Source organism: Micromonospora sp. NPDC005163 (assembly GCF_053599835.1).
This window is the reverse complement of sequence record NZ_JBSFYP010000006.1, coordinates 73,271-95,798: the sequence shown is the minus strand read 5'-3', so window position 1 is coordinate 95,798 and position 22,528 is coordinate 73,271. Positions and strand designations below refer to the sequence as shown.

Here is a 22,528-nt window from a genome sequence, read left to right as displayed (position 1 = left end):
CACCCATCCCGCCCGTACCGCTGTGCGTTATGTGAACGGCCCGCACGGGCCGATGGAGGACTGTCTCGCGCCGTCGCTCGACCCGCACCATCAGACCACCCGCCACCAGCACGGTCGTGCCGATTCCACTGATCCGCCCATCGACGGTGCCGGCGGTCGCCGGTGTGGATCGTGCACGGTGACGAAGGGTATGAGGCGGCACGCTAGCCGCGCACGATCAACTCCACCACCCCTGACCGGCAGCTTGGCCGCCGCAGCGACCGGGACCACCCGGACCGCCGAGGCGGCCGGGCGGGAGCATGAGCCACGCTCAGCCGAACGGCCGGGCCTCGACCAGGATCAGTTGACCTCGACCAGCGGCAGGGAACGGCCGGCGCCGCCGCCGGGCAGCGCGATCGAGGAGAAGTGCGAGACCACCCGGTCGTCGGTCGGGTCGTCGGCCGGCGTGTGGTGCACGGCGAGCCGGTTGTAGAGGGTGTCCCGCTGCGCGGGAATCCGGTCCGCCGAGCGGATCATCCCGATCAGCTCGTGCAGGTTGGAGCGGTGCCGCGCTCCGGCCGAGGAGATGACGTTCTCCTCCAGCATGATCGAGCCGAGGTCGTCGACGCCCATGTGCAGCGCGAGCTGCCCGACGTCCTTGCCGGTGGTCAGCCAGGACGCCTGCAGGTGCGGCACGGTCTCGAAGAAGAGCCGGGCCACCGCGACCAACCGCAGGTATTCCAGCGTGGTCGCCTGGGTGCGGCCCTTGAGGTGGTTGTTCTCCGGCTGGTACGTCCATGGAATGAAGGACCGGAACCCGCGGGTGCGGTCCTGCACGTCGCGGATCATGCGCAGGTGCTCGATCCGCTCCGCGTGCGTCTCGCCGGTGCCCATCATCATCGTGGCGGTCGACTCGATGCCCTGCCGGTGGGCCAGCTCCATGACCTCCAGCCAGCGCTCACCCGACTCCTTGAGCGGCGCGATGGCCTTGCGGGGCCGCTCGGGCAGCATCTCCGCGCCGGCGCCGGCGATCGAGTCGAGGCCGGCGGCCTTGATCCGGGCGATGGCCTCGTCCAGGCTCACCCCGGAGACCTTGGCCATGTGCAGGATCTCGCTCGGCCCGATGGAGTGGATGACCAGCTGCGGGTACGCCTGCTTGACCGAGGCGAACAGCTCCTCGTAGTACTCGACGCCGTAGTCCGGGTGGTGCCCGCCCTGGAGCATCACCTGGGTCGCGCCCAGCTCGACCGCCTCACCGCAGCGGCGCAGGATCTCCTCGGTCGGGTGCGTCCACCCCTCAGCGTGCTTCGGCGCACGGTAGAACGCGCAGAACTTGCACGCCGTCACGCAGACGTTCGTGTAGTTGATGTTGCGGTCGATCAGGTACGTGACGACGTTGTCCGGGTAGCGCCGCCGGCGCACCGCGTCCGCCGCCTCGCCCAGCGGGTGGAAGGGCGCCTCGGTGTAGAGCAGCAGCGCCTCCTCGGGCGTGATCCGCCCGCCGTCCGCGCCACGCTGCAAGATGTCGTCGATCTCCCGGCTCACCGTCACACCCCGAGCCTACGTCGCCCGTTCACGGGCCGACACGCCCCTCCAGCTCCGGTGACGAGCGCCCCAGCGCCGGCCTGCGCAGCAGCGGGTCGTTGAATGCCCCGGCCGCGGCCCGGACGTTGGGGTCGATCTCCACGCGGAACAGGCGGGACAGCATCCTCACGCGTCGTAGTCGACCGTGAGCCTGTCGGTGGTCGGGCTGGACTGGCAGGTCAGGACGTAGCCGGCGGCCAGCTCGTCGGGCTCCAGGGCGTAGTTGCGGGCCATCGTGACCGCGCCGTCGACGACCTTCGCCTTGCAGGTCGAGCAGACACCGCCCTTGCAGGCGTACGGCAGCTCGCCGCGCACCTTCAGCGCGGCGTCCAGCACCCGCTCCTCGCGGCCCATCGTGAAACTCGACGACCGGCCGTCCAGCACGATCGTGACCTCGGCCCCGGCGCCCGCCTGGTCCGTGGGGCGGCGCACCGGCTCCGGTGGCGCGTCGACGTGGAACAGCTCGGTGTGCACCGACGACTCCGGCAGCCCGAGCTCGGCCAGCACGGCCCGGACGTCGACCACCATGCCGTACGGCCCGCAGAGGAACCACTCCTCGATGGCGTAGCCCGGCACGATCGTGCCCAGCAACCGGCCCAACCGCTCGGTGTCGATCCGCCCGGAGAGCAGCGGTGACTCGCCCTGCTCCCGGGAGAGCACGTGCACCAGGTGCAGCCGGGTGGGATACCGGTCCTTCAGGTCCGCCAACTCCTCGGCGAACATCACCGTGTTCGCCGTGCGGTTGCCGTACACCAGGGTGAAGGTGCTGGCCGGCTCGACGGCCAGGGCGGTCGCGACCAGCGCGAGCACCGGGGTGATGCCGGAGCCGGCGACGACCGCGCCGTAGTGCCGCACACGGTCCGGTGCGAAGGCCGTGGTGAAGGTGCCCAGCGGCGGCAGCACCTCGACGGTGTCGCCATGGCGCAGCGCGCCGCAGGCGAACGCCGAGAAGGCGCCTCCGGGGACCTCCCGCACCCCGATCCGCAGCCGGCCGTGCCGGGCCAGGTCGTCCGGTGTGGAGCAGATGGAGTACGAGCGGCGCACGTCCGTGCCGTCCTCGGTCACCCGTCGCACGGTGAGGTGCTGACCCGCGCGGAACGCGAAGGTCTCCCGCAACTCCTCTGGTACGGCGAAGGTGACCGCCACGGCGTCGTCGGTGAGCCGGTCGACGGCGGCGACGGGCAGCGGGTGGAAGACCGGCCGGCGGCGGACCGGCCGGGTGATGGTGACTGTCACAGCGCCTTCAGGTGGTCGAAGGGTTCGGAGCAGGAGCGGCAGCGCCACAGCGCCTTGCACGCGGTGGAGCCGAACCGGCTGACCTGCTCGGTCTCTGGTGAGCCGCAGTGCGGGCAGCGGACCGCGAGGGTCAGCGGCACCACGCCGGCGGCGGGCACCGGGGCCGGCGGGGCGATCCCGGCGGCGGCGAGCTTCGCCCGCCCGCTGTCGGAGATCCAGTCGGTGCTCCACGATGGGCTGTAGACCGTGCGGACCTCGGCGTCCGGGTGACCGGCGAGCGCCAACGCGCGGCGGATGTCGGCCCGGATCACGTCCATCGCCGGGCAGCCGGTGTACGTCGGGGTGATGGTGACGACGACCCGCCCGCTGCCCGGATCCTTCTCGACCGCGCGCAGGATGCCCAGCTCGTCGATGGTGATCACCCGAATCTCCGGGTCCACCACGCTCGCCGCGGCCGACCTCGCGTCGCTCACCACTTAGCTCCGGGGTGTGCCCGGTGCAGCACCTGCATCTCGGCGAGCAGGTACGACAGGTGCTCGGTGTGCACGCCCGTCCGCCCGCCGGCCGGCGCCCAGCGGCCCTCGGGCCGGGTGAGCGTCGCCTCGGCCAGCACCGGGCCGACGGTGTCGTCGAACGCCGACCGCAAGGTGGCCGGGTCGACCGGCGTCTCCGGATCAGCGGCGAACAGCTCGTGGGTGTACGGCCAGACCTGGTCGACGGCCGCCTGCATCCGACGGTGCGACTCCTCGGTGCCGTCGCCGAGCCGCTTCACCCACAACGCGCCGTGGTCCAGGTGGTACGCCGACTCCTTGCGCGCCTTGGCGCCGATCGCGGCCAGCCGCTCGTCCCGGCACCCGGCCAGCGCGGTGTACAGCGGTAGCTGGTACGCCGCCAGGAAGAACAGCTTCGCCATGGTCACCGCGAAGTCGCCGTTCGGTAGCTCGACCAGGAGCGCGTTGCGGAACTCGCGGTCGTCGCGCAGGTACGCCAGCGCGTCCTCGTCCCGGCCGGCGCCCTCCAGCTCGCCCGCGTACGACAGCAGCAGGCGGGCTGCGCCGAGCTGGTCGAGGGCGATGTTCGCCAGCGCGATGTCCTCTTCCATCTCCGGCGCGCGAGTGGTCCATTCGGCCAGCCGTTGCGCGGCGATCAACGCGTCGTCGCCGAGGGCGAGGGTGAAGTCGACGGGGCCGTTCACGCCGCCACCTCGCTTCGCTCGGCGGCGCAACGCGCCGCGCCGCTGAGCTGACTGGTTCGCTCGCTCCGCCCGCTCACAGGTGGGCCACCCCGTCCGGCACCTCGTAGAAGGTGGGGTGGCGGTAGACCTTGTCGGCGGCGGGGTCGAAGAAGGCGTCCTTCTCGTCCGGGCTGGACGCGGTGATGGCGCTGGCCGGCACCACCCAGATCGACACGCCCTCCTGCCGCCGGGTGTAGAGATCCCGGGCGTTGCGCAGGGCCAGCTCGGCGTCGGGGGCGTGCAGGCTGCCGACGTGGGTGTGCGACAGCCCGCGCCGGGCCCGCACGAAGACCTCCCACAACGGGGTGTTCTCGGTACTCACGCCGCCACCTTCTCCCTCTGTCCAGCCCGCTTGGCGGCGTACGCCGCGGCGGCCTCGCGCACCCAGGCGCCCTCGGCGTGCGCGGCCCGCCGGCGCGTCATCCGCTCCCGGTTGCACGGCCCGTCGCCGGAGATCACCCGCATCAACTCGTCGTAGTCCGGCTGCGTGTAGTCGTACGCCTGCCGCTCCTCGTTCCAGCGCAGGTCCGCGTCGGGGATGCGGAGCCGCAGGACCTCCGCCTGCTGGACGCACATGTCCACGAAGCGCTGGCGCAGATCGTCGTTGGAGAAGCGCTTGATCTTCCAGGCCATCGACTGCGTGGAGTGCGTGGAGTTGCCGTCCGGCGGACCGAACATGGCCAGCGACGGGTACCACCAGCGGTCCACCGCGTCCTGGGCCATCGCCTGCTGGGCCGGGGTGCCGTGCGACAGGGTGTGCAGGATCTCGTAGCCCTGGCGCTGGTGGAACGACTCCTCCTTGCAGACCCGGATCATCGCCCGCGCGTACGGGCCGTAGGAGCAGCGGCACAGGGGCACCTGGTTGACGATCGCCGCGCCGTCCACGAGCCAGCCGATCGCGCCCATGTCAGCCCAGGTCAGCGTGGGGTAATTGAAGATCGAGCTGTACTTCTGCCGCCCGTCGAGCAGCAGCCGGACCAGCTCGTCCCGGCTGATGCCGAGGGTCTCGGCGGCGGCGTAGAGGTAGAGGCCGTGGCCCGCCTCGTCCTGCACCTTGGCCAGCAGGATCGCCTTGCGCTTGAGCGAGGGCGCCCGGCTGATCCAGTTCCCCTCCGGCTGCATGCCGATGATCTCGGAGTGGGCGTGCTGGGCGATCTGCCGGATCAACGTCTTGCGGTACGCGTCCGGCATCCAGTCCCGCGGCTCGATCTTCTGCTCCGCGTCGACCACCGCGGTGAAGTACGCCGCCAGGTCCTCGTCCGGCGCGGGGCCGCCGCGCCGCTGCCGCGCGGCTGCGGCGCGTAGCTCCGCCTCGGCCGCCTCGACCTCGCCGAGCAGGCCGCCGCCGGTTGCGTCGTCCGGGGCGGAGAAGTCATTGCCATACATGAGGACAAGTGTTACAGCTTGCGCCCCGATGCACCAGGGGGTGTAACAGGAAACCCGAGTCACGTTCGGTCACTCCTGGGCGCTTCCTTCTTTACCCAGGGCGACCGCGTCGGCTATGACTTGGCTCACTCGGCAAAGGTGAATCCGCCTAGAAGCCTCATACCGGCGCGACATCCCACCTTTATCGCGCTTTGCCAGGTGTCGGGCTCTGGCGGTCGGCCGGTCCGGACGTACACTTCTGCCGGTCACACGATCGGCTGCCCAGAATCGCCGTCTCCACAGAGGCCACCTCCCCCGGCCTCGGCGATCGCACCGGTCGCCCCGGACAACAAGCCGGTCTCCCCCGGCCCTGACATCTGGAGCTCACCCAACTCATGCGATCCCGCGTGATCATGGTGTTCGCCGTCGTGGCGGTCCTGCTCGGTGGCGTCCTGCTGGTCCCCGCCGCGTACGCCCGGCTCGCCGGCGACGGCAGCGGTGGAGGCGGAGGCGGCGCCGGGAGCGTCGCCGCGCCCGCACCGACCCCACCGCCACCACCCACACTCGCCGCTGGCCCGGTGTCGGTGGCCTTCAAGGGCGAGTTCTTCTCGTGGGCGTTGCTGGACCGGCAGACCGGCAAGATCTCCGGATCGTCGAACATGACCGCGACCAGCTCCACCGAATCGATGATCAAGGCCTGGATCGTCTCCGACTATCTGCGGCAGCTCAAGGACAAGGAGCCGACCGCGTCGCTGAAGGAGGCGGCCCGGCTCGCGATCATCGACAGCAACGACACCGCGGCCAACAAGGTCCATGCCGCTGCGGGCGGCTCGTACAAGGCGTCGAAGAGCAGCAAACCCGACGCGGTGATCCAGCGTGCGATCACGATCTGCGGGCTGACCGACACCAAGCGCGGCAACGTCGAGCCCTACACCGGCTACTGGAGCTTCACCCGGATGTCCCCGCGCGACGCGGTCCGGCTCGGCGACTGCATCGCCGACGGCAAGGCCGCCGGCCCGAAGTGGACCAAGTGGGTGCTGGATCAGATGAGCAAGGTCCGGGGCACCACCGCGAAAAAGGACCAGAAGAGCGAGTACGGCGGTGGCCGCTGGGGCATCATCAACGGCCTGCCAAAGTCGATCACCGCCCAGGGTCCGGTCAGCATCAAGAACGGCTGGACGCCGATCAACTACGACGGCAACTGGCACGTCAACTGCCTCGCGGTCAACGGCAAGTGGAGCCTCGCGGTGATGCTGCGCTACCCGATCAAGAGCGGGCTGGACTACGGCGCGCAGGTCTGCGCCAGCGTGGCCACCCAGCTCGTCACCCCGCAGCCCGGCGCCGCGCTCAAGGTGCCGCAGCAGCCGGTCGGGAAGCTCTGATGGCCGGCAACCGTCGGGCCGAGCGTCGCGGCGGTCGCGAGGCGTCCCCGCTGCGGATGATCGCGATCGCGGTCGTCCTGATCGGGCTGGTCCTGGTGTCGCTGCGGCTGCTGCCCGGGTCGCCCTTCGAGTCGGCTGCCGCCGTCCGGTGGGGCGACGCCGGAACGACCAGCGACCGGTCCACCGGCGGGGCCACCAACCGCAGCGCCCGTCAGCCGGCCATGCCGCCGAGCGCCAGTCCCAGCCCGTCCCTGGAGCCGCTGCCGTTCCAGGCCAAGGACCTCAAGCTCGACATCGAGGGCTGGTACTCCTGGAGCGTGCTCGACCGTCGGACCGGAAAGATCATCGGCTCCAAGAACATGGACGAGACCAGCACCACCGCTTCGATGATCAAGTCGTGGATCGTCGCCGACTACCTGCGCCGCACGGCCGACGCCGGCGACACCCCGAGCGACGCGAAGCTCGCCGACGCGACACGGATCATCCGGGACAGCGACAACACCCGCGCCGAGCAGTTCTACAACTCGGTCGGCCGCGCCGCCTCGATCCGGCGGCTGCTCACCATGTGCAAGCTAACCGACAGCAGCGTCGCCCCCGATGGCGGCTGGAGCCGCACGGCGCTCTCCCCTCGGGACACCGCCCGGCTGGGCAACTGCATCGCCGACGGCACCGCCGCCGGACCGAAGTGGACCAAGTGGCTGCTCAACGAGATGCGGCTGGTGCGCGGCGCCGGTGACTTCGGCATCCGCAAGGCGTTCCCAGCGGCGGAGCGGAAGCAGATCGCCATCAAGAACGGGTGGATCGACCGGACCAGGGAGCAGGAGATGCACATCAACTGCCTGGCCATCGGCGACACCTGGACGATGGGCGTGATGGTCAAGTACCCGATCGGCATGGGCTACGACTACGGCATGAAGAACTGCGAGAAGATCACCGAGGCCCTGCTCCGCCCCGGCGTCTGACCCACGCTCCACGGCCGCGCCTGGCGGGCCAGGCCGCTCGGCGCGAAACCGGGGGCTCAGCCCGCTCGGCGCGGATCCGGCGGCTCAGCCCGCGAAGAACTCCGGGCCGCCTTCCGGCAGCGCCGGGACCTCGCCGAGCGCGGCAGCCCGCCGGGCGAACTCCCGCAGACCGGCGACCTGCCGGTCACCCAGCGAGAAGTCCAGGGTCCGGAAGTACGTGGCCAGCGTCGCGGCGTCGAACGTCTCCCAGCGGGCCGCCGCTTCCGCAACCTGGTCCAGCTCGGCCAGGCAGAGGTCACGCGAGCGCAGGAACGCCTCGTGCACCTCCTTGACCAGCCCCGGGTGAGCGGCGGCGAAGTCGCGTCGGACCGCCCAGACCGCGAAGACCATCGGCAGGCCGCTCCACTCCCGCCAAGCCTGCCCGAGGTCGGTCACCGTGAGCCCCCGGCTCGGCGCCTCGTAGAGCGCCCGCAGCGCCACGTCACCGATCAGCACCCCGGCATCGGCCTCCAGCAGCATCTGGGTCAGGTCCGGCGGGCAGCGGAAGTAGTCGGGCCGGACGTTGTACCGCTCGGCGAGCAGCAGCTGGGCCAGCAGCACCCCGGTCCGTGAGGTGGAGCCGAGCGCCACCCGGGCGCCGTCCAGCTCACCGAGGGGGCGGGTGGAGACCATGTTGACCGAGAGCACCGGCCCGTCGCTGCCCACCGCCAGGCCCGGCAGGAGCAGCAGCTCGTCCGCGTGCCGCAGGTACTCCACCAGCGAGATCGGGCCGATGTCCAGGTCACCGGCGACCAGGGCGGCGTTCAACTGGTCCGGCGTTTCCTTGTGCAGATCCACGTCGAGCAGGGCACCGGAGCGCATCAGACCCCAGTAGATCGGAAGGCAGTTCAGGAACTGGATGTGCCCGACCCGGGGACGTGCGATGCGCTCAGCCATGATCCGACCGTATCCCTGGTCGGCGGCTCCGGCTCGGCGGGTCCGCCCGGAGTGGCCAACCCCGCATCCGGCCCGGTCCACCGCTGGTGCCGCGGTCCGCCCGGGTCGTTCGGCGACGGCCGGCGTACCACCCGCGCGACGACCGGCACGAAGGCCAGCACCACCAGCAGTCCGGCCCCGCCGGCCGCGGCGATCAGTGGCCGGGGCGGGACGACCGTGAGCAGCGCGCCGCCGACCAGAAAGCCGGTCATCGAGCCTCCCTGCACCGCCGCGCCGTAACTGGCGTACGCCCGGGCCCGCATCGCCTCCGGCACCCGCCGAGCGGTGAGCAGGTTGGCGAAGACGTTCTCGCCCCCGTTGGCCGCGCCCCCCACCAGCCAGAGCGGCACCAGCAGGCTCGCCGCCGGCACCACTGCGGCGAGCAGCACCATCAGGCTGCACCCGGCCAGCGTGAGCAGCACCCCACGGACCAGGGCGCCGTCGTCGTCCAGCCGGCGGGCGAGCCGGGCGGCGAGCCAGCCACCGGGCAGCATCCCCGCCATCCAGGCGGCGCTGACCAGGCCGTACGTGGTCGGCGACCCGTTCAGGGTCTCCCGGATGAAGAAAACCTCGATCACGTTGATGCCGCCGATCGCCGCGATCACCACTGCGGTGCTCACCACCATGACGAGCATCAGCGGGTCCCGGCGCAGCCGCCAGGCGGGGGCCGTACCGCGTGGGTTGGCCGGGGTGACCACCGCGGTGGTCCGCCGACCACCGCGCCGCGTCCGCAGCAGCAGACCGGCGACCACCAGTGCCAGGTAGGTCGCGGCGTCGAGCAGCAGCGGTACGCGGGTGCCGAACTGCCCCACCAGCAGCCCGGCCAGCACCGGGCCGCCGAGCGCACCGAGGGAGACGGCGGTCTGACTGATCGCGCCCGCCCGTGGCAGGTCACCCGGGCGGACCATCGCCGGCAGCAGCGCCGCCAGGCACGGCTGGGTCACCGCCAGCCCGCAGGCGAGCAGTGCGACGAGCCCCACCACCAGAACCGGTTGGTCGACGAGGGCGAGCAGTGCACAGATCGCGGCCTGGGCCAGCCCGACGGTCACCAGCAGGGTGCGGCTGTCCACCCGGTCGGCGAGCCGGCCGGCGAGTGGGGCGAGCACCACCAGGGGCAGGGTGGCGGCGAGCAGCAGCCCTGACACGGCGAGCCCGCCGGCGCCGGCGCCCTGCAGCGCCAGCGCGAGCGCGGTGGCGGCGAGGAAGTCACCGCAGATCGTGGTGCCGCGCGCGGTGGCGGCGAGCCACACGTCCGACCAGCGCGACTCGTCAGATGTGAAGGCCATACTTCGAAAATAATCCTTCACATCTGGTCGACGCAACCCCGCTACGCCAGCGGCACCACCCGGTACTGCACGGAGACGGCGCGGGCCCCCGGCGGCGGGTCGGCCCGGCCCCGTCGAAGGCGGTACGGCCTGAACAGCGCCACGACCGCCTCGTTCAGCTCGGCCAACTCCTCGGCGGTGAGCAGCAGGAGCGTGTCGTTGAACAGCGCCGTGTCGTACCACTCGGCGGGCTCGTCCCCGGCGCGCCGCAGCCAGTCCCGGGTCCGCTCCATGGCCCGGACCGCGTGCGCCTCCACCAGCGCCTGTTCGGCGGCGCGCGCCTCGGGCCCGGCCTCGCGGCCCGCGTCGACCATCCAACTCGGACTGGGCGTGCGCCACACCCGCTCCCGGGCGTCCCCCCGGCTCGGCGCCTGCTCCACCAGGCCGAACTTCGCCAGCGCCCGCAGGTGGTAACTGGTCGCGCTCGGTGACAGCCCGGCGATCTCGGCGCACTCGGTGGCGGTCCCACCACCCTCACGGCTGCTCAGATACTCCATGATCGCGATCCGGGCCGGGTGGGCCAGCGCCCGCATCACCTGCGGGTCACTGATCATCATCCAACGCGGCTCGGGGCGGGCCTCGGTCATACCCCCATGATCCCGGCCGCAGGCGCCAGCCGCCATCACCCCCGCAGGCCGCGCAGAGCGCGCCCGCGTCGTCGGCGTTCTGCCGCCTCCAGAGCGCGGGTCAGAGCGGCGCAGCGGCATTGCGCCAGATCAGGGAAAGTGTCGTACACCTGTTCCATTTTCGCTTCATGTTGAGGGCGTTGGCGCAGGCGGGCGGAGCCGTCGACGACTGCGCCGAGGCCGCCCCGTGGACGCTCTCCGACGCCGAGTTGCTCGCGTCGCTCGACGCGACGCACACGGTCGCGCAGCGGCTGGCCACCGTCCAGCTCGGGCTGGTGCGCGAGCTGGACGCCCGCGGCCTTGCGGTCGCCCAGGGCGCCTCGTCCACCGCAGTCTGGCTTCGGGAGCGGCTCCGACTCTCCGGTCGATCCGCCCGCCAGCTGGTCCAGCTCGCCGCCACCGTCGACGCCGCGCCGTCCGCGGTGCGCGACGCCCTGCTCACCGGTGCCATCACCGTCGAGCAGGGCCGGGTGGTGGCGGAGACGATCGGGGACCTTCCGGTCGAGGCGGGGCCGGAGGTAACCGACAAGGCCACCCAGCTGCTCATCGCGTGGGCCGACCGGTTCGACCCGGCCATCCTGAGCCGTCTCGGGGCCCGTGTCCTCAGCCACGTCGCGCCGGACCTGGCCGACCAGGCAGAGCTGGCAGCGCTCGAGAGGGCCGCCGAGCGGGCCGAGGCCGGCCGGCACGTCACCCTCTCCGAGCAACAGGACGGGCAGGTACGCCTGAGCGGCAGCCTCGACACCGAGACCGCGAGCCTGCTGCGCGAGGCGATCGATCCGCTGTGCGCCCCGGCAGGCGCGCACGACGACCGCAGCCCCGGTCAACGCCGGGCGGACGCGCTCGGCGAGATCTGCCGGTTGGCGCTGCGCACCTGGAGACCGGGGCGTGCCTCACGCCAGCGTCGGTCCGTCGCCTCGCCTGCGACGCCTCCGTGCTGCCCGCCGTGTTGGGCGGCAACAGCCAGGTCCTGGACGTCGGGCGTCAGCGGCGGCTCTTCACCGGGCCCCTGCGCCGCGCACTGATACTGCGGGATGGCGGCTGCGCCTTTCCCGGCTGCGACCGACCACCCCGATGGTGCGACGGCCACCACGTCCAACACTGGGCCGACGGCGGCGCGACGGCGCTGGGCAACGCCGTCCTGCTCTGCGGCTACCATCACCGCCTCCTCCATCAGGGCGACTGGACGGTCCGCATCGCGGCGGACGGCCAGCCGGACTTCCTCCCGCCCCGCTGGCTCGACCCGCTCCGCACCCCGCGCCGCAACCTCTACCACCGGCGCTGCTGACACGAAAGGCAATGCCTTCGCGCCAGAGGGCTCCGGCAGTACGCCGCGCCGGGCCACATCGCCGCGCCTCCGCATCGCTGCGCCCCCAAGCGGCGCGCCCGCAGCGGCGCGCCCGCAGCGCCGCACTTCCCCCACGCCGCGTCGCGGCGCCCCGACCGGCGCGCCCCAGCGCCGCGCCTCCCTCAACGCCGCATCGCCGCGCCCCAGCGGCGCGCTCCCAGCGCCGTACCTCCCCAACGCCGCGTCGCCGCGCCCCCAACACCGCGTCGCCGCGACCTCAGCGACGCCGCCGCGGCGCCACGCCGTCTCTATCGGGTGGTCGCGTCGGTAATTCGGTAGAAGCGTCGGGCGCGGAAGCGTAGAGTTGCAGGCCGCTTGACGGCCGAGGTGAGCTGCACCGGAACGGACGTCCCCGCGCCGGGCGGCCGGCCATCCGCCCCCGGACACGCGAGCGCGCAGCAGATGTGAACGATGGGACGTCAGCATGCCCGCACTCGACCTCGACACCCACCTCGACACGGATCTCGCCGCCGAGCGCGCGCACCTCGCCACCTCGCGGGAGGCGCTACGGCGGATGCGGGAGCGGGCCGAGGCCCTCTTCGCCACCGGGGACCAGGTGGCCGGCGACGCCTACGCGGCAGAGACGCTCGGCCGCACGTTGTCCCGTCGGGTGGCCGAACTGGCCGACGATCCGACAACGCCGCTCTTCTTCGGCCGCCTCGACTTCTCCGGAACCACGGACAGCGGGACCGGCGACGACGCCTCGGGCACGGGCACCAGCGCCGGGTCGGGCACGACCAGGGCCACCGGCACAACCGGTGCGGACACCACCGGCGCGGCAGGCACGAGCCGCGCGGACACCGCCGGCCGCACAGGCACAACCGGCGCCGACACCACCGCCGGGGAGGCCAGCAGCGGCAGCGGCGATCATGACGGGCGGCGGTACCACGTGGGGCGGCGGCATGTCAGCGACGAGCTGGGCGAGCCGTTGGTGCTGGACTGGCGGGCGCCGGTCTCCCGGTCGTTCTACCGGGCCAGCGCGCGGGATCCGCAGGGGGTGGCGGTCCGGCGCCGGTTCGGGTTCAGCAACGGAGTGCTGACCAGCTTCGAGGACGAGCGACTGGACCGGGGCGAGGAGCTGGGCACGACCAGCCGGATCCTCACCGCCGAGATCGAGCGGCCGCGCGTCGGGCCGATGCGGGACATTGTCGCCACCATCCAGCCGGAGCAGGACGAGCTGGTCCGGGCCGATCTGGCCGACTCGATCTGCGTGCAGGGCGCGCCGGGCACCGGGAAGACGGCGGTTGGCCTGCACCGGGCCGCGTACCTGCTCTACGTGCACCGGGAGCGGTTGCGACGCGCGGGTGTGCTGATCGTCGGACCGAACCGGGCGTTCCTGTCGTACATCGCGGCGGTGCTGCCGGCACTCGGCGAGGTTGAGGTCGAGCAGGCCACCATGGAGGAGTTGATCTCGCGGGTGCCGGTCCGGGCGGTCGAGTCGCCGGCGGTCGCCGCGCTCAAGCACGACGTTCGGATGGCCAGCGTGCTGCATCGCGCGGTGCAGGCACAGATCGGCACGCCGACCGACTCGATCACCGTGTCGGACGGCTCGTTCCGGTGGCGGATCGGGCTGGAGCCGCTGCACCGGATCGTCGAGGAGACCCGCCGGGAGGGGCTGCCGTACGGCACCGGCCGGGAGCGGGTCCGGGCGCGGGTGGTGAGCCTGCTGCAACGGCAGGCCGAGGCGCGGCGGGCGGAGTCGCCCAGCGACGCCTGGCTGCGCCGGATGGGTCGATGCCGACCGGTGACCGATCTCCTGGACGCGGTCTGGCCGGCGCTCACCCCCGAGGGCCTCGTACACGGCCTGCTGGCCGACCCGGCGCGGCTCGCCACCGCGGCGGACGGGCTGCTCAGCGACACCGAGCAGGCGCTGCTGACCTGGGCGAAGCCGGCCCGTACGGCGAAGGCGACCCGCTGGACCGCGGCCGACGCGGTGCTGATCGATGAGGCGACCGGGTTGCTGGAACGGCCCTCCGGGTTCGGGCACGTGGTGGTGGACGAGGCGCAGGACCTCTCGCCGATGCAGTGCCGGGCCATCGCCCGGCGCAGCGAGCACGGCTCGGTCACGCTGCTCGGCGACCTCGCGCAGGGCACCTCGCCGTGGTCGGCGACGAACTGGCGGGAGTCGCTGGCCCACCTGGGCAAGCCGGACGCGGTGGTGGTCCCGCTGACGGTCGGCTTCCGGGTGCCCGCCGCGGTGGTCGCGTTCGCCAACCGGCTGCTGCCGGCGCTCGCGGTGGACGTACCCCCGGCCGAGTCGCTGCGCCGCGACGGCGGCCTGGACGTGCGTACGGTGACCGACCTGACCGCCGCGACGGTGGCCGAGGTGCGCGCGGCGCTCGCGCACGACGGCTCGGTCGGTGTGATCGCCGCGGACGACGCGGTCGACGGGCTGCGCGCGGCGCTGGCCGCCGCCGGCGTCCCGACCGCCACAGCCGACGACGTGGCCGACGCGGAGCGGGTCACCGTGGTGCCCGCGACGCTGGTCAAGGGCCTGGAGTACGACCACGTGGTGGTGGTCGAGCCGGCCGCGATCGTCGCGGCCGAGGCGCGCGGGCTGCACCGGCTGTACGTGGTGCTGACCCGGGCGGTGTCCCGGCTCGCGGTGTTGCACCGCGAGCCGCTGCCCGCGCCGCTGCTGACCTGGTCAGCGACCGGAGAGGGCTGAGGCGATCTCGCGCAGCGGCTTGCCGGGCTCGGCGATCGGCACCGTGAAGGCCAACCACGAGCCGTCGGTGAACTCCACCCGGAGCCGCTTCGTGTTGAGCCGGTGCCAACCCACCCGGGCGTCGACCACCGCGGCCCGGGGCGCCGACCAGACGACCCGGGTGTCGGCCACCGCCTGCTCGTCGTCGGCCCGGCTCGACCAGAGCTTCACCGGCCCGGACGCGCACACGAGCAACCGCCGGTCGGTGACGGCGAGGACCGTGTCGTGGAGCATGACCGCCGGGGGCACCGGTCGCCGCGAGTGTTGCAGCGTCGAGGCGAACGAGCCGGGGACGCCCCGGCCGGCCACCCCGTGGGTGATGCGGTCGACGATCCGGTCCCCCGCCGGGAAGGACACCAGCGGCGAGATCAGGTTGAGCAGCACCGAGGAGACCCCGCCGCCGGCGCGGGAGGGCTCCGGCTGCTCCGTGGTCGGCGGGTCGGCCGGCAGGACACCGTGGGCGACCTCCGTCTTCGCGACGGCGAGCACCTGTTCGCCCGGCTCGACCAGCTGGGTCAGCCGTTCCTGGTAGCTGATGTCCGCCATCGGCTCAGTATCGGTCCGGGCGGTCGCCGGCCGGCCGTCCGGCGCCGGGCGCGTCGCCGATCACCTCGCCCACCAGGTCGCGGACCCGGGCGGCGGCCGCCTGCTGGGCCCGGCTGGCGGCGGCGGTGAACTCCTCGGCGAGGGTGTACGAGTCGAGGCGCATCGCCCGCGCGTCGATCTCCGACGAGACGATCGTGCCGTCCGCGGCGGCGGTGACCCGGACCAGACCGGAGTCGCTCACCCCCTCGGCGTTGCTCTGCTCGATCTCGGTCATCTTGCTGGCCAACTCGCGCTGCCAGCCGTCCAGGTTGCGGGCCAGCGCCTCGATGCGGTCCAAACCGGGAAAGGTCATGTCGGTCCCTCTCAGGTCAGGATGGAGTCGAAGATATTTTGCACGCCCTTGGTGTACGGGCCCAGATCCTCGCGGTACGTGCCGTCCACCAGGTAGTTGCGGTCCTTGGTGCCGTCCGAGATGTCGTGCAGCCCGACTCCGGTGTCCAGCAGGGCGCCGCCGATGCCGGGGATGTTCACCGGGGACGTGTGGTTGATCAGGAACTTGCCCGGGAAGAGCGTCTTGAACTTCTCGATCTGGAACGCCCTGGCCTCGGCCGACCAGCCGGACTTGTTCCACGCCCGGTACGCCTTTTTCGCCTTGCGGATCTCCAGCACCGCCCGGCGGTACTTCATCAGCAGCTCGGCGACCTTCTGCATCTTGGTGGCCAACTTCGTCAGGATCTCGGCGAACCGCGCCACGATCTTGACCATCCGGCCGACGGTGGTGGCGAGCCGGGCCAGCACCCGGACGACCGTCGCCGCGAGCGAGATGCCGGCGCTGAGCGCCGCCGCCACCGCCGCGATGATCACCTCGGTGAGGAACCAGAGCAGGAACTCCAGGATCAGCTCGACCAGCAGGTTGAACGCGTCGACCGCCGCGTTGGCCGCGTCGACCAGCACCTCCTTGGTGCCGTCCAGCCCTTGGGCCAGTTCCTCGATCGCCTCCTCCACCGAGGCCATCGAGGCGTGGAAACTCTCGGCTGCGTCGCCCGTCCAGGCACCGCGGAGCCGGGCCCGGTCCTGGACCTGCTCGCCGGCGATCTCGCGGACCGCCGCACCGGTGGTCAGGCAGAGTTGGGCGGCGTTCATCAGGTCGTCCGGCTCGCCGGCAACGAGTTCGAGGAGTTGCTCGAAGGGCCAGAGCACCGCGTTGGACAGTGGCTTGAACGGGTCGGGGGTGCCCGACACGATCTGCTCGAAGTAGGTCTTGTTGCGCTGCAACGCCTCGGTGCTCACGCGGACACCTGCCCGGTCGGGCCGCCGGCGCCAGCGCCGGGGGACAACGGGCCGGGCGCGATGACGTCGGGAGCGGCCGGCCGGCCGGGCACGAACATGTCGGTGTTGGCCACGTCGGTGCCGGTGTAGGCGTCGGCGGTGTCGCGGAGACCTTCGGCGATGTCCGCCATCACCTCGGCGCCGTCGGCCAGCCCCTGAAGGCACGCCTCGAACTGCTCGGCGTACGTCGCCGCGAGACCGAACGACGCCGGCATCACCCCGAAGGCGTGCCGCGGGACGTGCCCGTCGCCGAATGAGCGGTGCAGCTCGCGAAAGCGGGCCGCCCGGTCGGTGGAGGACGCGGCGAACGCGGTCAAGGCCTCCGGCTGGACCTCCAGCTCGCTACTCGGGCTCGACACGGACCCTCCCCTGTGTCCTGTGCGACGGGTCAGCCGCACAGTTCTCCACCATAGGCACTCCGCGCGGGCGCCGGTGCCCCGGGCGACAGCAGCGAGAACCGGCCCATTGACTTTGCAGCGTAAAGTACTTTGCGTGGAACCCGACGACGACCTGCCACCCCCCGCCGCCGCGGCGGCGCTTCAACTGATCCGCGAGCAGCGGGGGGCGACCGCACGCCGACTCGAACCGGACGCCCGGCTCCTCTACTGGCCGTGGGGCGTCGCCTGGCTGGTCGGCTTCGGGCTGCTCTTCCTGCGCTTCTCCCCCGACGGTCGGATGCTGGTCCGGATGCCCGACTGGCTGCCCGTGACCGTGCTCTTCCTCCTGTTGGTGGTCGCCGCGCTGATCCAGGCGGTGGTTGGCGCACGGGCGTACGGGCAGGTGACCGGGGACTCGTCCCGGCGCGGGCTCTGGTACGGCTGCTCCTGGGCCCTGGGTTCGTTGAGCGTGTACGCGGCGGTCGGCCGGGTCGTCGACCACCTGCCGCACGACCTGGGGGCCCTGCTCTGGTCGGCGACCGCCGTCGCGCTGACCGGTGCGCTGCACATGGCCGGCGGGGCCATCTGGCTGGACCGGAACCTGTTCCGGCTGGGTGTCTGGATCAGCCTGATCAACGTCATCGGCACGTTCGCGGGCCCGGGCTGGCACGCGCTGGTGATCGCGGTGGCCGGCGGTGGCGGAATCCTGGTCGCCGGGACGGTCGGGCGGCTGCGACAGCGGCACCGCCAGTGACCGAGCTGGATCCGGTGATCCACGCGCAGGCCCGGCTGCGTGTGGTCGCGAGCCTCTCCGCACTCGGTGACGGCGACCGGATCGCCTTCCCCCGGTTGCAGGAGCTGCTCGCGATGACCGCCGGCAACCTCTCCGTGCACCTGCGCAAGCTCGAGGACGCCGGCTACGTCGAGATCAGCAAGACCCATCGCGGACGCACCCCGGCCACCCTGATCCGGCTCAGCCGGCGGGGCCGGCTGGCGTTCGAGGAGTACACCGAGACCATCCGCACCCTGCTCGACCCCACCTTGTCGAAGGAGCAGTCATGATCCTCGCCCGCGCCGACCAGGCCAGCCGCCGGTACGGCGACGTCCTCGCCCTCGACCGCGTCGACCTCGACGTCCGGGCCGGTGAGCTGGTCGGCCTGCTCGGCCCGAACGGCGCCGGCAAGAGCACCCTGATGAACCTGCTGGTCGGTCTGCGCCGACCCAGCTCCGGGCGGGTCGAGCTGTTCGGCGGCGACCCCCGCGACCCGGCGTCCCGGCGACAGATCGGGGTCACCCCGCAGGAGACCGGCCTACCCGGGACGCTGCGCGTCGGTGAGGTCGTCGACTTCGTCTCCGCGCACTACCCGGACCCGGTGCCCCGGGGAGAACTGCTCGACCGCTTCGGCCTGGGTGACCTCGCCCGACGACAGACCGGTGGCCTCTCCGGTGGGCAGCGCCGCCGGCTCGCGGTGGCGCTGGCGTTCGTCGGCCGGCCCCGACTGGTGCTGCTCGACGAGCCGACCACCGGCCTGGACGTGGCCGCCCGGCACACCCTGTGGGACGCGATCCGGGCGTTCCACACCGACGGCGGGACCGTCCTGTTGAGCAGCCACTACCTGGAGGAGGTGGAGGCGCTGGCCCGCCGGGTCGTGGTGATCGGGCAGGGCCGGGTGCTCGCCGACGACACCGTGGACGCGGTGCGCGGCATCGTCGGCGTACGCCGGGTCAGCCTGGTCGCCGACGACCTGCCCGAGCTGCCCGGCGTGGTCCGCACCGAACGGATCGACGGCCGGCTGCACCTGCTCACCACCGACGCCGACCAGTTGGTCCGGGCGCTGGTCACCGCTGGGACCGCCTTCGCCGACCTGGAGGTCCGGCCCACCTCGCTGGAGGAGGCGTTCCTGGCCATCACCAACGGGAGCGAGCCCGCCACCGGGACAGAGCCCACCGGCGGCAAGCCCGCGCAGCCCGCCACCGCCGCCGCCGGCAGCCGACCGACCACCGCCTGAGGAGGCGAATCACCGTGCAGCTCGCCCTGGTTCACGCCCGCTACCAGCTCCTGGAGATCATCCGAATCCCGGTGGCGGTCTTCGGCAGCGCCTTCTTCCCGGCCGCCGCGATGATCTTCTTCGTGGTGCCGTTCGCCGGCGACGACCCGGTCGGTGCCACCTTCGCCACCGCGTCGATGGTCACCTTCTCGGTGATGAGCGCCAACATCTTCCAGTACGGCGTCGGTGTCGCCGAGGACCGCGACCAGCCGTGGAATCCGTACACCCGGACCCTGCCGGCCGGGCCGGCACCCCGGTTCGCCGGCCGGGTGCTGGCCGGCCTGGCGCTGACGTACCTCTCGCTGATCCCGGTCGCGGTGATCGGCGCGACGCTAACCGCGGCCCAGATCACCCCGGCGGCGTTCCTGCTGGCCGTCGTCACCGTGGCCGTCATCTCGGTCCCGTTCACGCTGATGGGGCTCGCCATCGGCTACTCGCTGCCGAGCAAGGCGGCGATCGTGGTGGCGCAGGTCGTCTTCCTGCCGCTCGCGTTCGGCGGCGGACTGCTCTCCGCACCGGGGGAAGCACCCGGGTTCATCGAGACGATCGCGCCGTTCCTGCCCACCCGGGGGGCCGCCGAGCTGATGTGGGCCGCGGTGGGCGACTACCAGATCGAGCCGCTGTCAGTGATCATGCTCGGCGTCTGGGTGGTGCTGCTCGCCACGCTCGCGGGCTGGGCGTACCGGCGGGACGAGGGTCGCCGGTTCAGCTGACGATTCGTCCGTTTCCGCCCCGGGCCGCGGCCGGACGGTGCCAGGATTCCGGCAGGGGGCCGTCGTGGCCGCCGGGCCGAGAGGGGTCTTGACGTGAGCACCGTCCCGCCGGGTACGCCCTGCTGGGCCGACCTGGCCACCCCGGACCTGACCGACGCGCGGCGCTTCTATCCCGAGCTGTTCGGGTGGACCGGCCGGGTGACACCGGAGCCGGAGGCGGGCGGGTACACCATCTTCCAGCTCGACGGGCGGTCGGTGGCCGGAGCCGGGCCGCCGGCGATCCCGGACCAGGTGCCGATCTGGTCGACGTACCTCGCCACGGACGACGCGGAACTGGTCGCCGGTCGGGTCGAACGCGCGGGTGGACAGGTCGTGGTGCCGCCGTTCGAGGTCTTCGACCGGGGCCGGATGGCGGTCTTCGCCGACCCGGCGGGCGCCACGTTCAGCGTCTGGCAACCGCTGGCGATGCCTGGCGCCGAGGTGTTCAACGTGCCGGGCGCGATGAGCTGGACGGAGCTGGTCACCCCGGACCCGGAGGGCGCGAAGGTCTTCTACGAGCTGGTGTTCGGCTGGCAGCCGGACGACCAACCCGTCGGCGGGATGACGTACACCGGGTGGCGGCTCGGTACGCAGATCGTCGCCGGGATGATGCCGCCGTTCGCCGACGACTTCCCGGCCGACCTGCCGGCGTACTGGACGGTGTACTTCGCGGTGGCCGACGCGGACGCCGCCGCGGCCCGCGCCGCCGAGCTCGGTGGGACCATCCTGGTGCCGCCCCGGGACAACCCGGCGGGCCGGTTCGCCGCCCTGCGCGACCCCCAGGGGGCCCTCTTCTCCGTCATCGACCTCGGCCCGGACGGGGACTGACCGTCCGGGCTCAGCGGGGGCGGACGGGGACGACGAGCGGCCCGTGCGCGCCGGGCACGACCCGGACGCTGGCCCGGTAGTGGGTGGCGAGCAGGTGTTCGGTCAGCACCTCGTGCGGGCTCCCGACGGCCACCACCCGCCCGTCGGCGATCAGCACCATCCGGTCGGCGTACTCGCCGGCCAGGGAGAGGTCGTGCATGGTGGCGAGCACGGTCAGGCCGTGCTCGCGGCGCAACTGGTCGACCAGCTCCAGCACCTCCTGCTGGTGGCCGATGTCCAGCGCGCTGGTCGGCTCGTCGAGCAGCAGCAGCGTCGCGCCCTGGGCCAGCGCCCGGGCGAGGAAGACCCGCTGCCGTTCACCACCGGAGAGGGTGGCCAGCTCCCGGCGTTGGAAGCCGGTGAGGTCCAACCGGTCGAGCACGTCGTGCACGGCGGCCACGTCCGCGGCGGACTCCCGGCCCAGTGGCGGGATGTAGGGGGTACGCCCGAGCAGCACGTAGTCCAGCACCGACATCCCGGGCGGCACCACCGGGGACTGGGCCACCGTGGCCACCACCCGGGCCCGGTCGCGGCGGCGCAGCGCGGCGCTCGGCGTACCGAACAGGGAGATCGCCCCCGGCGCGGGCAGCAACCCGCCGACGGCGCGCAGCAAGGTCGACTTGCCGGCGCCGTTCGGGCCGATCACGGTGACCCACTCGCCGGCGGCGACGGTGAGGTCGACGCCGGTGAGGATCGGTGTGCCGCCCAGGCTGACGTGCAGCCCCCGCACCTCGACCGCCGGCGCGCGGGCCGCGTCTTCCGGGCCGGCGGCGGGTTCGGGGATCACGTGAGCACCCGGCGGGCGGTACGCAGCACGAGCACGAAGAACGGGCCGCCGAGCAGGGCGGTGACCACCCCGATCGGAATCTCGGCCGGAGCGGCGGCGGTGCGGGCCACCACGTCCGTCAGCGCCAGGAACGCGGCGCCGAACAGCAACGACAGCGGCAGGATCACGCGGTAGCTCGCCCCGGCGAGCAACCGGACGGTGTGCGGCACGATGATGCCGACGAAGCCGATCAGGCCGGTCGCGGAGACCGCCGCGGCGGTGCCCAGCGAGGCGGCCGCGATCAGCAGGTAGCGGGAACGCTGCGGGTGCAGACCGAGGCTCCTCGCCTCGTCGTCGCCGACCGCGAGGACGTCCAGCTCGCGGCGGTGCAGCAGCACCACCACGGTGGTCAGCACGGCGTACGGCAACACCAGCAGCACATCGTGCCAGCCGGCGGTGGCCAGCCGGCCGAGCAGCCAGGAGTAGACCGGCTGGATGCTGTCGGAGTGCCGTTGCAGCAGGTACGTCTGCCCGGCGGAGAGGAACGCGGAGACCGCCACCCCGGCCAGGATCAGCATCGCCGGTGACCGGCTCCGCCCACCGGCGCCGCCGAGAAGGTAGGTCATCGTCACGGCGAGCAGCGAGCCGGCGAACGCGGCCAGCGGGATGGTCAGCGGCAGGCCGGTGATCGCGCCCTGCCGGCCGACGCCGCCGAGGGCGATCACCGCGGTGACCGCGAGCCCCGAGCCGGCTGCCACGCCGAGCAGGTACGGGTCGGCCAGCGGGTTGCGGAACACCCCCTGGTAGCAGCCGCCGGCCAGGGCGAGCAGGCCGCCGACGAGCAGGCCCAGCACCACCCGGGGAAGCCGCAGCTCGGTGACGATGGCGATCTCCCGCTCGGTCAGCCCGCTCTCCAGGTGCACCCCGGGTATCAGGTTGAGCAGCTCGGCGGCGACGCTGCCCGGCGGCAGGCTGATCGGGCCGAGCGACACCCCGGCGACCAGCGCGAGGAGCACCGCGACCACGCCGGCGGCCAGCCAGCGCTTGCGCAGCCCGGCGGGCCGCGACGCGGGTGGCGTCGCGGCCGGCCGGGTGGGTGGCGCCGGGGTGGCCACCAGCG

26 protein-coding genes are annotated in these 22,528 nt (G+C 72.7%); 10 read left to right on the top strand and 16 right to left on the bottom strand.

Annotation, left to right across the window (positions count from 1 at the left end):
• Positions 1–339: 339 nt before the first annotated feature.
• From mqnC to paaA, 7 genes are all read right to left on the bottom strand, one after another.
• Positions 340–1,530 (bottom strand): cyclic dehypoxanthinyl futalosine synthase, encoded by a 1,191-nt coding sequence (mqnC, locus tag ACWD6N_RS07315; RefSeq protein WP_354967318.1) that lies wholly within the window; start codon positions 1,528–1,530, stop codon positions 340–342.
• Positions 1,531–1,552: 22 nt separating this feature from the next.
• On the bottom strand, positions 1,553–1,693 hold the full coding sequence (locus ACWD6N_RS07310) for a hypothetical protein (RefSeq protein ID WP_354967317.1): 141 nt from the start codon (positions 1,691–1,693) through the stop codon (positions 1,553–1,555).
• Positions 1,690–2,799 carry a 1,2-phenylacetyl-CoA epoxidase subunit PaaE gene (gene paaE, locus ACWD6N_RS07305; RefSeq protein WP_354967316.1) on the bottom strand — a complete coding sequence of 370 codons (1,110 nt, stop codon included), beginning with the start codon at positions 2,797–2,799 and terminating at the stop codon, positions 1,690–1,692. The genes ACWD6N_RS07310 and paaE overlap by 4 nt, the downstream gene beginning before the upstream one ends.
• The gene (gene paaD / locus ACWD6N_RS07300) at positions 2,796–3,272 is read right to left on the bottom strand and encodes a 1,2-phenylacetyl-CoA epoxidase subunit PaaD (RefSeq protein ID WP_354967315.1); all 477 of its coding nucleotides are present in this window, start codon (positions 3,270–3,272) and stop codon (positions 2,796–2,798) included. The genes paaE and paaD overlap by 4 nt, the downstream gene beginning before the upstream one ends.
• Complete coding sequence (gene paaC, locus ACWD6N_RS07295; RefSeq protein ID WP_354967314.1) at positions 3,269–3,994, bottom strand: 1,2-phenylacetyl-CoA epoxidase subunit PaaC; 726 nt, start codon at positions 3,992–3,994, stop codon at positions 3,269–3,271. Before paaC ends, paaD begins: the two co-directional genes overlap by 4 nt.
• 73 nt (positions 3,995–4,067) lie before the next feature.
• Positions 4,068–4,355 (bottom strand): 1,2-phenylacetyl-CoA epoxidase subunit PaaB, encoded by a 288-nt coding sequence (gene paaB / locus ACWD6N_RS07290; RefSeq protein WP_354967313.1) that lies wholly within the window; start codon positions 4,353–4,355, stop codon positions 4,068–4,070.
• Positions 4,352–5,419: a 1,2-phenylacetyl-CoA epoxidase subunit PaaA gene (gene paaA / locus ACWD6N_RS07285; RefSeq protein ID WP_354967312.1), complete on the bottom strand. Its 1,068-nt coding sequence runs from the start codon at positions 5,417–5,419 to the stop codon at positions 4,352–4,354. The genes paaB and paaA overlap by 4 nt, the downstream gene beginning before the upstream one ends.
• 374 nt (positions 5,420–5,793) lie before the next feature.
• On the opposite strand from paaA, the gene ACWD6N_RS07280 reads away from it, so the two are divergent.
• Entirely contained in the window at positions 5,794–6,780 is a 987-nt protein-coding gene (locus ACWD6N_RS07280; protein ID WP_354967311.1) for a serine hydrolase, read from the top strand.
• Positions 6,780–7,742: a serine hydrolase gene (locus ACWD6N_RS07275; protein WP_354967310.1), complete on the top strand. Its 963-nt coding sequence runs from the start codon at positions 6,780–6,782 to the stop codon at positions 7,740–7,742. Before ACWD6N_RS07280 ends, ACWD6N_RS07275 begins: the two co-directional genes overlap by 1 nt.
• An 84-nt stretch (positions 7,743–7,826) precedes the next feature.
• Here the strand turns inward: ACWD6N_RS07275 and ACWD6N_RS07270 are convergent, their stop codons facing one another.
• Genes ACWD6N_RS07270 through ACWD6N_RS07260 form a run of 3 tightly spaced genes read right to left on the bottom strand, consistent with a single transcriptional unit; the run spans position 7,827 to position 10,629 of the window.
• On the bottom strand, positions 7,827–8,678 hold the full coding sequence (locus ACWD6N_RS07270; RefSeq protein WP_354967309.1) for a menaquinone biosynthetic enzyme MqnA/MqnD family protein: 852 nt from the start codon (positions 8,676–8,678) through the stop codon (positions 7,827–7,829).
• Positions 8,630–10,003: an MFS transporter gene (locus tag ACWD6N_RS07265; protein ID WP_354967308.1), complete on the bottom strand. Its 1,374-nt coding sequence runs from the start codon at positions 10,001–10,003 to the stop codon at positions 8,630–8,632. The genes ACWD6N_RS07270 and ACWD6N_RS07265 overlap by 49 nt, the downstream gene beginning before the upstream one ends.
• Before the next feature lie 41 nt (positions 10,004–10,044).
• Complete coding sequence (locus tag ACWD6N_RS07260) at positions 10,045–10,629, bottom strand: ArsR/SmtB family transcription factor (RefSeq protein WP_354967307.1); 585 nt, start codon at positions 10,627–10,629, stop codon at positions 10,045–10,047.
• A gap of 167 nt (positions 10,630–10,796) precedes the next feature.
• Between ACWD6N_RS07260 and ACWD6N_RS07255 the strand changes: the two genes are divergently transcribed.
• The 3 genes from ACWD6N_RS07255 (at position 10,797) to ACWD6N_RS07245 (ending at position 14,684) form a co-directional block, all read left to right on the top strand.
• The gene (locus ACWD6N_RS07255) at positions 10,797–11,693 is read left to right on the top strand and encodes a DUF222 domain-containing protein (protein WP_354967306.1); all 897 of its coding nucleotides are present in this window, start codon (positions 10,797–10,799) and stop codon (positions 11,691–11,693) included.
• Positions 11,615–11,956 (top strand): HNH endonuclease signature motif containing protein, encoded by a 342-nt coding sequence (locus ACWD6N_RS07250; protein ID WP_354967305.1) that lies wholly within the window; start codon positions 11,615–11,617, stop codon positions 11,954–11,956. Before ACWD6N_RS07255 ends, ACWD6N_RS07250 begins: the two co-directional genes overlap by 79 nt.
• 484 nt (positions 11,957–12,440) lie before the next feature.
• Entirely contained in the window at positions 12,441–14,684 is a 2,244-nt protein-coding gene (locus tag ACWD6N_RS07245) for a HelD family protein (RefSeq protein ID WP_354967304.1), read from the top strand.
• Here ACWD6N_RS07245 and ACWD6N_RS07240 read toward each other — a convergent pair.
• The 4 genes from ACWD6N_RS07240 to ACWD6N_RS07225 are packed head-to-tail and all read right to left on the bottom strand — an operon-like array spanning position 14,664 to position 16,957.
• Entirely contained in the window at positions 14,664–15,269 is a 606-nt protein-coding gene (locus ACWD6N_RS07240) for a hypothetical protein (RefSeq protein WP_387328467.1), read from the bottom strand. The genes ACWD6N_RS07245 and ACWD6N_RS07240 overlap by 21 nt on opposite strands.
• A 4-nt stretch (positions 15,270–15,273) precedes the next feature.
• Positions 15,274–15,621 (bottom strand): YbaB/EbfC family nucleoid-associated protein, encoded by a 348-nt coding sequence (locus ACWD6N_RS07235; RefSeq protein WP_354967302.1) that lies wholly within the window; start codon positions 15,619–15,621, stop codon positions 15,274–15,276.
• An 11-nt stretch (positions 15,622–15,632) separates the two neighbouring features.
• Positions 15,633–16,559, bottom strand: coding sequence for a WXG100 family type VII secretion target (locus tag ACWD6N_RS07230; RefSeq protein WP_354967301.1), 927 nt, complete (start codon positions 16,557–16,559; stop codon positions 15,633–15,635).
• The gene (locus ACWD6N_RS07225; RefSeq protein WP_354967300.1) at positions 16,556–16,957 is read right to left on the bottom strand and encodes a type VII secretion target; all 402 of its coding nucleotides are present in this window, start codon (positions 16,955–16,957) and stop codon (positions 16,556–16,558) included. Before ACWD6N_RS07225 ends, ACWD6N_RS07230 begins: the two co-directional genes overlap by 4 nt.
• 133 nt (positions 16,958–17,090) lie before the next feature.
• On the opposite strand from ACWD6N_RS07225, the gene ACWD6N_RS07220 reads away from it, so the two are divergent.
• From ACWD6N_RS07220 to ACWD6N_RS07200, 5 genes are all read left to right on the top strand, one after another.
• Entirely contained in the window at positions 17,091–17,729 is a 639-nt protein-coding gene (locus ACWD6N_RS07220; protein ID WP_354967299.1) for a transporter, read from the top strand.
• Positions 17,726–18,037 (top strand): transcriptional regulator, encoded by a 312-nt coding sequence (locus ACWD6N_RS07215; RefSeq protein WP_354967298.1) that lies wholly within the window; start codon positions 17,726–17,728, stop codon positions 18,035–18,037. The genes ACWD6N_RS07220 and ACWD6N_RS07215 overlap by 4 nt, the downstream gene beginning before the upstream one ends.
• A complete protein-coding gene (locus ACWD6N_RS07210; protein ID WP_354967297.1) occupies positions 18,034–18,984 on the top strand; it encodes an ABC transporter ATP-binding protein in 951 nt (316 codons plus the stop codon). Before ACWD6N_RS07215 ends, ACWD6N_RS07210 begins: the two co-directional genes overlap by 4 nt.
• A gap of 14 nt (positions 18,985–18,998) precedes the next feature.
• On the top strand, positions 18,999–19,736 hold the full coding sequence (locus ACWD6N_RS07205) for an ABC transporter permease (RefSeq protein ID WP_354967296.1): 738 nt from the start codon (positions 18,999–19,001) through the stop codon (positions 19,734–19,736).
• A gap of 93 nt (positions 19,737–19,829) precedes the next feature.
• A complete protein-coding gene (locus tag ACWD6N_RS07200) occupies positions 19,830–20,603 on the top strand; it encodes a VOC family protein (protein ID WP_354967295.1) in 774 nt (257 codons plus the stop codon).
• A 10-nt stretch (positions 20,604–20,613) separates the two neighbouring features.
• Here the strand turns inward: ACWD6N_RS07200 and ACWD6N_RS07195 are convergent, their stop codons facing one another.
• Positions 20,614–21,429, bottom strand: a complete 816-nt coding sequence (locus ACWD6N_RS07195) for an ABC transporter ATP-binding protein (RefSeq protein WP_450004533.1) — start codon at positions 21,427–21,429, stop codon at positions 20,614–20,616.
• Complete coding sequence (locus tag ACWD6N_RS07190) at positions 21,426–22,523, bottom strand: FecCD family ABC transporter permease (protein ID WP_354967366.1); 1,098 nt, start codon at positions 22,521–22,523, stop codon at positions 21,426–21,428. The genes ACWD6N_RS07195 and ACWD6N_RS07190 overlap by 4 nt, the downstream gene beginning before the upstream one ends.
• Positions 22,524–22,528: the final 5 nt, after the last annotated feature.

Bases quoted from the DNA above. Each gene is read 5' to 3' on its own strand.
- paaA (WP_354967312.1), bottom strand. From the start codon at position 5,419: ATGTATGGCAATGACTTCTCCGCCCCGGACGACGCAACCGGCGGCGGC.
- ACWD6N_RS07280 (WP_354967311.1), top strand. From the start codon at position 5,794: ATGCGATCCCGCGTGATCATGGTGTTCGCCGTCGTGGCGGTCCTGCTC.
- ACWD6N_RS07275 (WP_354967310.1), top strand. From the start codon at position 6,780: ATGGCCGGCAACCGTCGGGCCGAGCGTCGCGGCGGTCGCGAGGCGTCC.
- ACWD6N_RS07270 (WP_354967309.1), bottom strand. From the start codon at position 8,678: ATGGCTGAGCGCATCGCACGTCCCCGGGTCGGGCACATCCAGTTCCTG.
- ACWD6N_RS07265 (WP_354967308.1), bottom strand. From the start codon at position 10,003: ATGGCCTTCACATCTGACGAGTCGCGCTGGTCGGACGTGTGGCTCGCC.
- ACWD6N_RS07260 (WP_354967307.1), bottom strand. From the start codon at position 10,629: ATGACCGAGGCCCGCCCCGAGCCGCGTTGGATGATGATCAGTGACCCG.
- ACWD6N_RS07255 (WP_354967306.1), top strand. From the start codon at position 10,797: ATGTTGAGGGCGTTGGCGCAGGCGGGCGGAGCCGTCGACGACTGCGCC.
- ACWD6N_RS07245 (WP_354967304.1), top strand. From the start codon at position 12,441: ATGCCCGCACTCGACCTCGACACCCACCTCGACACGGATCTCGCCGCC.
- ACWD6N_RS07240 (WP_387328467.1), bottom strand. From the start codon at position 15,269: ATGGCGGACATCAGCTACCAGGAACGGCTGACCCAGCTGGTCGAGCCG.
- ACWD6N_RS07235 (WP_354967302.1), bottom strand. From the start codon at position 15,621: ATGACCTTTCCCGGTTTGGACCGCATCGAGGCGCTGGCCCGCAACCTG.
- ACWD6N_RS07210 (WP_354967297.1), top strand. From the start codon at position 18,034: ATGATCCTCGCCCGCGCCGACCAGGCCAGCCGCCGGTACGGCGACGTC.